The sequence below is a fragment of the uncultured Murdochiella sp. genome (assembly GCF_902488755.1).
Lineage (GTDB): Bacteria > Bacillota > Clostridia > Tissierellales > Peptoniphilaceae > Murdochiella.
On record NZ_CABTXF010000048.1, the window covers coordinates 1 to 9034 of the forward strand.

Consider the following 9034-nt stretch of genomic DNA (forward strand, 5'->3'; position numbering starts at 1 on the left):
CCGCTTCGGTGTGCCGTTTTCATCGTAGACACGCACACGACGCAGGTTCGGCGTCCACGTGCGGCGAATACCTCTATGCGAAAAGGTAACCTTATTACCGGCTGCTTTGGTTTTTCCACAAATTGCACAAACTCTCGACATGACTTTCCTCCTGCCCTTCCTTTGAATGAACATGGGTATTATAACAAAATGAGATGGGTGTCGCAAATGATTGTCGAATTTTTCCTCTTGTTTTCCTTCTCTGCGGAGAGGGACATGTCAATGGACGCAGGCGTTATGTTATAATCAAAAAAAACAGGAGACAACCTTTGCTGATAAAGGAGGAAGTATGTCTTTGAAATTTGTCAATGAATACGGTGACGTGACGATAGAAGAAGGTGTGGTAGAACGAATCGCCGTGCAAGCAGCGATGGAATGCTATGGCGTCGTTGGTCTTGCCGCGCGAGGAGCGAAAGACGATATTTATCGTTTGCTTCGTTTGGAAAATATGAGCCGAGGAGTACGTGTTTTCAGCGATGGCGGGCAAAGTATTGTGATTCAGTTGCACGTGATTTTAGAGGCCGGCATTCGTCTCTCCATGGTGGCAGAAAATATTATCGATACCGTGCGCTACAATGTAGAGAATAAAACGAACCTTACTGTGCGCTCTGTAGATGTCCTGGTGCAGGGATTGCGTGTTTAAGGGGGATGCTGTGGAACGAGTAGAAGCAACAACGTTTCGGGAAGGCTTGCTGCAGGCTTGCCGTGTTCTCGATGCCCATAAAGAAGAAGTGAATGCGCTCAATGTGTTTCCTGTTCCGGATGGGGATACGGGAACCAATATGAGTCTTACCATGCAATCGGCTGCGGAAGCAGTAAGCAAGGCACCGGAAGATATTGAGGCGATGGCAAAAGCTCTCGGCAATGGATCCCTCATGGGCGCTCGCGGAAATTCGGGCGTGATTCTTTCGCAATTATGTCGAGGATTGGCACAGTCTTTAAAAGGGAAAGAAGTGATTCTTCTTTCGGATATTGCCGAAGCGTTGGAATCCGCACGTGCCAAGGCTTACAAAGCCGTTATGCAGCCGACGGAAGGCACCATTCTTACCATCGCTCGTGCGATGAGTGGATTTGCTGTGCAAAATCAACACGAATACAGTGACATTGTTGCCTTTTTGAAGGACATTCTCTGCCATGCCAATCATGTGCTTCAACAAACGCCGGATATGCTGGCAGAATTAAAAGAAGCGGGCGTTGTGGATGCCGGCGGTCAGGGGTTGATTTATTTGCTCTGTGGCTTTGTCGAACATCTGTCCGGAGAAGATTTACATTCGCTCTTAGAACAGTCCAAAACGCAATCTCCTCAAGTGGAGACGACTTCACAAGGACGTGTTCAGGCGTTAAAAACAGAAAAAGCCTTTTTTGTATCGTTTCAGATTGAGAACATAGAACGAGACCGGATGTTGCGCCACTTAGAACATTACGGTGTCTTAGAAAGCATTAAAGAGACGCAGAACGGCTTTTTTGTGGAAGCCTACACTGACGCACCGGTTAAACTCATCACAAGCCAAGATAAACGGGGTGATTTGAAGGAAATTCATGTGCTTTCTACACGTGAGCACGCGCTTCGTCAAAGCGAACAAAAAGAGAGCCCGAACAAGACACCGGAACCGGTTCATCAAGGTAAGGCGCTTTCCCGCTATGGTTTTGTCGCCGTTTGCATGGGCGAAGGGTTTTGCTCCTTGTTCCGCGACATGATGGTCAATGAAATTGTTTCCGGCGGACAGACGATGAATCCTTCCACAAAGGATTTACTGGATGCGGTGGAACGTGTGCCGGCAGAGACGGTCTTTATTTTGCCCAACAACAAAAATATTATTTTGGCTGCCGAACAGGTGCATGAGCTGACCGAAAAGAATGTAGTCGTTATTCCGACGCGCTCTATGCCGGAGGGTATTATGGCGCTGTTCAATTTCGACGACACTGCGGATGCCAAAAGCAATGAAAGGCGAATGACCACGAGTCTCGAGGAGATTCTAACCGGTCAGGTTACCTATGCCGTGCGCGACAGTGAGGTCAATGGTGTATCGGTGAAAACCGGAGATCGAATCGGTCTGCTTAACGGCGAAATTGTTTTGACGGATGCGCAGGATGAGGTCTTGGTGGAACGTCTCATTGAAGCCTATCAAAAACCGGAACATACGCTGATTACGATTTATGTCGGTCATGATGCCGATGCGGATAAAGCACAGAAACTGAGCGATACGCTTGCTTTGCGTTGGCCGGATTGCGAAGTGGAATGTATTCATGGCGGACAACCGGTGTATTCGTATATTTTCTCCATGGAATAAAGATGCAGATTACTGCGATAAAAGGGGTTGGTCCTAAAAAAGCGGAGTGTTTTGCGCGTCTGGGGATTACCACAGCGGAAGAATTGCTTTTTGCTTTGCCGCAGCGTTACGAAGATCGACAAAAAACTTGTGCGATTTCGGCGCTGGAGGAGGGAGAAAAGCAGGTCGTTTTGGCACGCCTTACGCGCCTTTATCGCCCCATTCGCTTAGGTGGACGGCGAACGCTGGTTCGCGCAACGATTGCGGACGCTTCGGAAAGTGTGGATGTCGTTTGGCATAATCAGCCCTATGTGGCAAGGAATCTTCGTGTGGGGGATTCCTTTTATTTTTATGGTACGTATCGGGAAAAGGATCATGTGCTATTTGATCCTCTCATGGGAAAGGTCAATAAGAATGCGAGCCCTCATGCAGATAAAGAAGGCTTTCTTGGTATTTTTCCGATCTATCCGTTAACAGAAGGACTATCGCAAAATGCACGAAGAAACGCTGTGCAGAATGCCTTCTCCCTTATTTCCGATGTGAAAGATCCGTATCCTTTGAAATGGCGAGAATCTGCAGGATGGCGATCGCTGTACACGCTCTTAAAAACGCTTCATTTTCCTTCTTCCATGAGCGAATTGCGCCTTGCACGGCAAGAATGGGAAAATCGAGAGGCATTGGAAACCACCCTATTGCGGCGCTTTTGGATGCTCGAAAAACAGAATCGAAAAGGAGTATCCATGCGTCCTTGCACGCTGGACAGTGCTCTGGAACGCCTTTCTTTTACGCTTACCGAAGGACAGAGAAATGCCGTAACACTTTTACAAAAACGTCTTTGTGAATCTTTCCCTATGAACACTCTATTGCAGGGGGATGTTGGATCCGGAAAGACGGTCGTTGCGTTTTTGACGGCTTTCTGCGCTTTAGAGAACGGATACAGTGTGGCATTTATGGCACCCAGTGAAGTTTTGGCAAGACAACATGCACAAAAAGCGCATTCTTTCTTTTCTCATCCGGTGTATCTGTTAACCGGCTCAACCTCGGAAGCAGAGCGACAGCAAGTTGCTCATGCCGCGGAAGGAAAGAAACCCGCTATATTCTTTGGCACCCATGCGTTGTTTCAGGAACGGGTGCGCTTTTCGCATCTCGGTTTGGTGATTACCGATGAACAGCATCGCTTCGGCGTTCGCCAGCGTGCTCTTTTGCAGGAAAAATCGCAAGAACCAAACACGTTGGTTCTCAGTGCCACACCGATTCCGCGCACTTTGGCTTTGGTAGATTGGGGAGATTTAGATCTGGTGCGACTTCATGAAAAACCTCCGGGACGCGGCAAGATTACCACGCGCGTCGTAGACCGTCGATCCGAAAACGCCTGTTATCATGCAATCGCGCGACAAATTGCGAAAGGACGACAGGTTTACCTTGTTTGTCCGGTCATAGAAAGCGGAGAAGACGACGAACAATATTGGTCTGTGGAAGAAACCGAAAAGCGTCTTCGCGTAGCGATGAAAAAAGAAGAAAGCGTAGTGGGCAGATCAATTGTTATCGATACCCTTACGGGAAGGCATACGCCGGATAGAAAACAAGAGGTGATGGATCGTTTTTATTGCGGAAAAAGTGATTTGCTTCTTGCTACGACGGTTATTGAAGTCGGCATTGATGTTGCCAACGCCGGGGTAATGATGATCGCCCAAGCGGAACGTTTCGGTTTAGCCCAGCTTCATCAGCTTCGTGGTCGTGTTGGACGTGGAAATGAGGATGCCTACTGCATTCTGATGCTGCATTCGCCAACTTCGGAAAATCGAGAACGCTTACGTGTTTTAGAAAAGACGACAGACGGCTGGGAGATCGCACGCGCCGATTTACGGTTGCGTGGAAGCGGCGATCGTTTGGGAACACGTCAACACGGCATTTCCCTCCTAAAGGAAGAACAACCGGCTTGGCAGGAGGCGTTAGACTGGAGCCAACGATGGCTTGCAGAGCAAAAAATACCTCTCGAAACCCCGGAAACTCTACCTTCTCCGTTGAGAGAGCATATTAAAGAACGTCTAAAGCGCATTCGAGAAGTTACGTTGAACTAAACTCTCGTTTAGAAAGAAAGGGTGATGCGCTCTTTCAGAGGTGTTTTGCATGAAACGATCCGTATCGCCTGAATAAAGAAGAGTATCCCCATTCATAGGAAAAGAGCAGGAACATGCACGTTATAACAGGAAAAAACAGAGGGATGAAATTACTCTCTCCGGGAAAACATGAGCGTACACGACCGACAGAGGATAAAATTAAAGAAGCGGTATTCAATGTGCTGCAACCTTTGAAGGCAGATGCGGATGTCCTGGATCTCTTTGGAGGAACCGGTCAGATCGGCATTGAGTTTCTTTCGCGAGGCGCTCGCCACGTCGTCTTCGGAGAAAAGTCGCGCAGTATGGCAAAGATCATGCGTGATAATATTCGAAAAGCAGGAGCGGAAGATCAAAGCGTTGTGTTCGTTTGCGACTATCGCCAGGCCATTGCTACTTGGACAGGCTGTTTTGATTATATTTATCTTGATCCGCCGTTCGGGTATGATATGGAGAAAGAAGCCATGGGTATGCTCCGTCGCTTGCATCGCATTAAACCGGAAGGGCTCGTTATTATCGAGTCTGCCGCACCGATAAAGAAGGAAGAGCAACCAAACCTGTATGACGGTTATGTACTGTTTTTTGACCGCACATACGGAAGAAAGCGCATCCGTGTTTTCAAGGAGGAGACATGAAGGTCATTTTTCCGGGTAGCTTTGATCCGGTTACCAAAGGCCATTTGAACGTCATTTATCGTGCGGCGAATTTATTCGATACCGTTGTGGTCGGCGTTCTCATCAATCAGGTGAAGCCGGCACTGTTCACGCCGCAGGAAAAAATTGAAATGATTGAAGAACTGATGTATGATTACGATAATGTAGTCGTAAAGGTCTTTTCCGGACTTTTAGTTGATTTTGTTCGGGAAGAAAAGGCGGATGCTATTGTTCGTGGCATTCGCAATGCGGAAGATTTCTTATATGAGCGGCAGCTGTCGTTGCTGAATCACTCGTTGTATCCTGAAATGGAAGAAATTTTTCTCTTTACGGACAAAAACTATTCTTATGTCAGTTCCAGTTTTGCGCGGGAAGTAGCCAGCTATGGCGGTGATGTTTCGGGTATGGTAACCGATAATGTTGCCAAAAGACTGCGCGAAAAATTTCAGTAAGGCGTATTCGTCAGGAGGAAGCCATGGATATTTTGCAATTGATTGAAGAGCTGGAAGACGAAATGGATGATGCGTCAAGCATCCCCCTTTCCAAAAAAGTAGCGGTTGACCCCGATACGGTTTTTGAGATCATTAAAGAAATTCGTGCAAGCCTGCCGGAAGAAATTCGTCAGGCGAAGTGGGTGAATGAAGAGCGAGATCGCATTTTGCAGGAAGCCAACGATCAGGCGCAGCAACTGATTGATCAGGCAAAGCAACGTGCTGCGGAATCGGATCAGGATACGCAAAAGCGTTTTAATGAGCTTGTCAATGAACATCGCATCACGCAGGAAGCCACGAAGAGAGGCGAGAAAATGCTGGAGCAGGCCAAGGTGCAATCGCAGCAAATTCGTCAAAGCGTGTTTGCTTATGTGGATGAGCTGCTCGCCAATACGCAAGAGAATCTCAATTCCGTCATTACGGAGTTAGGGCATAATCGCGACGAATTGAAATAAACCGACGAAATGAAGGCAAAAAGGACGGCGCGTGCCGTCCTTTTTTCGATTGTACCGTTTGGTGAAGGAGGTCTAATGACACGCACCTTATCTTCTATACAGCAGGTCATGGGAAATCATGTACTCGTCGAGGCAAAGAAGGACATGCCCATTACCGCCATCTCCTATGACTCCCAAAAAGTGGTGCAGGGGACGCTCTTTTTTTGTAAAGGAAAAAACTTTAAGAAGACGTATTTAGAGGAGGCCTTGCAACAGGGCGCCGTTGCGTATGTGGCAGAATGCGATTTTGACGTGAATGCCGAATGTATTCTCGTCGATAATATACGACACGTGCTTGCGCCTTGCGCTCGTTTCTTCTATGGGAATCCGCAAAACTCGCTTCGCCTTTTTGCTCTCACAGGCACAAAGGGAAAAACGTCCACCGCTTGGTACTTACGCACGATTATGGATGCGCATTATGCGAAACAAAACATGTCGCCCGTCGGTTTTTTATCGTCTGTTATGACGTTTGACGGAAAGAAGGAAGAATCCAGCACACTCACTACACCGGAACCGTTCGAACTGTATGCGATTTTGGCGCGTTGTGTGGAAAATGGCATTCGAGATGTTGTCATGGAAGTTTCTTCGCAGGCGTTAAAATACGAGCGAACGGCAGGACTTCACTTTGCTCTTGCTGCATTTTTGAACATCTCCCCGGATCACGTATCTCCTATTGAACATCCGAGTTTTGAAGATTATTTTCAGTCCAAGCTCTCGCTATTTACGCAAGCCGATGAGGCGCTGCTCAATTTGGAGAGCGACCATTTAGAAGAAATTGAGCGTGCAGCATCCGCTTGTCGAAAGGTGTACCATGTGGGTCTGCATGACCAAAAAAAGGCGGACATGACAGCGACAGCCTTACCGGCGGAAGAAGGAATTGCTTTTTTGCTCCAGGCAAAGGGGCAATGTGTTCGGATTCATCTTCCGGAAATTGGTTTGTATGCTATGCAAAATGCTCTTATGGCAGCTGCCATGGCGATGACGGCAGGGGTCAGCCTTTCGGAAATTCCTTCCGCTTTAAACGATACGCATGTTCCCGGCAGAATGGATGTTCTTCGTTCCGCAGACGGACACATCACCGCAATCGTTGATTTGGCGCATAACGGTGCAAGTTTTGAGGCCATTTTCTCTGCGGTAAAAAAACACTATCCTTCAAAGCGTATTATCGCTGTTTTTGGTTCCGCAGGAGGGAAGGGGCTGAATCGCCGTCATGACCTCGGACGTATTGCCGACCACTACGCCGACCGCATTTTACTCACGATGGAAGATCCGAATTTTGAACCGTTGGAAGATATTTATCACGCGATTCAGCAAGCTATTGAAAGAACGCCTGTTGAGACGGTGGATGATCGCCGCAAAGCCATTGCGCGCGCCATGTGCTATGCAGAGGAATACGTGCGCAAGGGGGAAGATTGCGTATTGCTTCTTCTTGGCAAAGGGAATGAGCCCGAAATGCATATAGAAGGTGTGGCATATCCCTTTGAAGGTGATGTTTCTTTAGTGCGCCCTCTGCTTAATGCGTATGATAAAATGTCTGGAGGCGATCCAGATTCTCCAGCCCTTTAAGCCATTCATAAAGACGCTGTGCTTTTTGATCGATGCAAAATAATGACGAAAACGTCCGTGACTTCTGCGTTGCGGACGTTTTTTGATAGATGGGAAGAGAAACCTCCCGAAGAAGAGTAGCTCCTTTTTCCGTAAAGGCTAAGGGGCGAACATAATCAATCGGTACGAGCGACGCTTTTTCAATGCCCAATAAAGTGGTAAGCAAAAGACGACGGTAACGCGCCTTGGATTGTCTCTTGTTGGCAGCAAGGGTAAAGGCTTCTTCCATACGGGAAGCCTGTTGTATTGCCTTGATAAAACGGTAATCCATACCGGTTTCAAATTGCGGAGAAGGCGAAAGAGTGAACTTTTCTAACAGAATAAGAGCTCGACAAAGCGGCAGAAAAGCCTCCATGGACTCGCCAAGCGCACATTGTACAAGCGATTCCTTTTCTTCCAAACCGGAAAAACGTGTATCGGTTTGCAGAAGGTGAAGAAGCTGATCCGGCGTGCAAGAAGAGGCGGATTCTTGCAATACGGCTTGCATATTCCGACGCAAAAGGGATGCGGACGGTGCTATTTTGGCATCGAAAGCAGGACGGGGAAGACGAAGAATTTTCCAGGAAAGATGCAATTCACGCAGCGCGTTTTCATACTGAACGGCTAAGATTTGATTGGGCAGAGAAAGACCACCGCTGGCTTCTTCTACTGCGCGTCGATAAGACGTTCCGTTTTGCATGAGGCGGTGAATCGTTTGTTGAACGGTTTCGCTATGCAGGGGGCGAATTGTAGTATGCGCCTGTTCTTCAATGCCAAAGGCGAGGGCAGAAACCGCCGGAATGCAAGAAAGAGCTTCCACACCGCCACGTGCAAACAAGTCTGCATTTTGCAGCACGTACGCTTGCGGAATCTCAATGACCAAATCTACGCCGTGACGAAGAAGGAAGTGCGCCCTCGACCACTTATCAAGGAAGCCTGGTGTTCCGCGCTGCACGAAGGCACCGGATAAGGCGGCAACGACTGTGCCGTATTGTTTTTTCGCTTGTTGTATGAGTCGTACATGACCACGATGTAGGGGATTCGCTTCACATATGATGCCACAAGCGGTGTGTTGCGATGAATACATGCGCTGTTCCTTTCCGGTAGTGTTCCTTTATTTTACTTGTTTTCGTATGTCTCGTTGTCTTTTCTGCTATTATAGCGAAGAGAGGCCTTTGCGTGTGTTTTCATAACGACGAAGAAAATCGTCTCAATGCACGTTTCTTCATACGGATAACATCGTTTCCATCGAGGGACAGACAAGGATTTGTAATGTAGTAAGACATATGTGACACTTTCAACAAAATAAAAAGAGGTGCTCTGATACAATGTGTTTGACCAAAAACCCGTTGCATCGAAAGGAGCACCTCTTGAGTAAGATTATAA

Annotated in this window: 9 protein-coding genes; 7 read left to right on the plus strand and 2 right to left on the minus strand. The window is 47.7% G+C overall.

Going from position 1 to position 9034, the window contains the following annotated elements:
* Positions 1–174 (minus strand): 50S ribosomal protein L28 (gene rpmB / locus RDL68_RS05390; RefSeq protein ID WP_308540666.1); only part of this gene is annotated, 174 nt, incomplete at its 3' end.
* A gap of 154 nt (positions 175–328) precedes the next feature.
* Here rpmB and RDL68_RS05395 point away from each other — a divergent pair.
* From RDL68_RS05395 to RDL68_RS05425, 7 genes are all read left to right on the plus strand, one after another.
* Positions 329–682 carry an Asp23/Gls24 family envelope stress response protein gene (locus RDL68_RS05395; protein ID WP_308540658.1) on the plus strand — a complete coding sequence of 118 codons (354 nt, stop codon included), beginning with the start codon at positions 329–331 and terminating at the stop codon, positions 680–682.
* A gap of 10 nt (positions 683–692) precedes the next feature.
* Positions 693–2330 (plus strand): DAK2 domain-containing protein, encoded by a 1638-nt coding sequence (locus RDL68_RS05400; RefSeq protein WP_308540659.1) that lies wholly within the window; start codon positions 693–695, stop codon positions 2328–2330.
* A gap of 2 nt (positions 2331–2332) precedes the next feature.
* Positions 2333–4390, plus strand: coding sequence for a DEAD/DEAH box helicase (locus RDL68_RS05405; protein WP_308540660.1), 2058 nt, complete (start codon positions 2333–2335; stop codon positions 4388–4390).
* 113 nt (positions 4391–4503) lie between these two features.
* Positions 4504–5061: a 16S rRNA (guanine(966)-N(2))-methyltransferase RsmD gene (gene rsmD / locus RDL68_RS05410; protein ID WP_308540661.1), complete on the plus strand. Its 558-nt coding sequence runs from the start codon at positions 4504–4506 to the stop codon at positions 5059–5061.
* The gene (gene coaD / locus RDL68_RS05415) at positions 5058–5531 is read left to right on the plus strand and encodes a pantetheine-phosphate adenylyltransferase (protein ID WP_308540662.1); all 474 of its coding nucleotides are present in this window, start codon (positions 5058–5060) and stop codon (positions 5529–5531) included. The genes rsmD and coaD overlap by 4 nt, the downstream gene beginning before the upstream one ends.
* 23 nt (positions 5532–5554) lie before the next feature.
* On the plus strand, positions 5555–6025 hold the full coding sequence (locus RDL68_RS05420) for an ATPase (RefSeq protein WP_308540663.1): 471 nt from the start codon (positions 5555–5557) through the stop codon (positions 6023–6025).
* A 75-nt stretch (positions 6026–6100) separates the two neighbouring features.
* Complete coding sequence (locus RDL68_RS05425) at positions 6101–7630, plus strand: UDP-N-acetylmuramyl-tripeptide synthetase (protein WP_308540664.1); 1530 nt, start codon at positions 6101–6103, stop codon at positions 7628–7630.
* Here RDL68_RS05425 and RDL68_RS05430 read toward each other — a convergent pair.
* A complete protein-coding gene (locus tag RDL68_RS05430) occupies positions 7578–8735 on the minus strand; it encodes a nucleotidyltransferase family protein (RefSeq protein WP_308540665.1) in 1158 nt (385 codons plus the stop codon). The two genes, RDL68_RS05425 and RDL68_RS05430, sit on opposite strands and share 53 nt — an antisense overlap.
* Between the last annotated feature and the right edge of the window lie 299 nt (positions 8736–9034).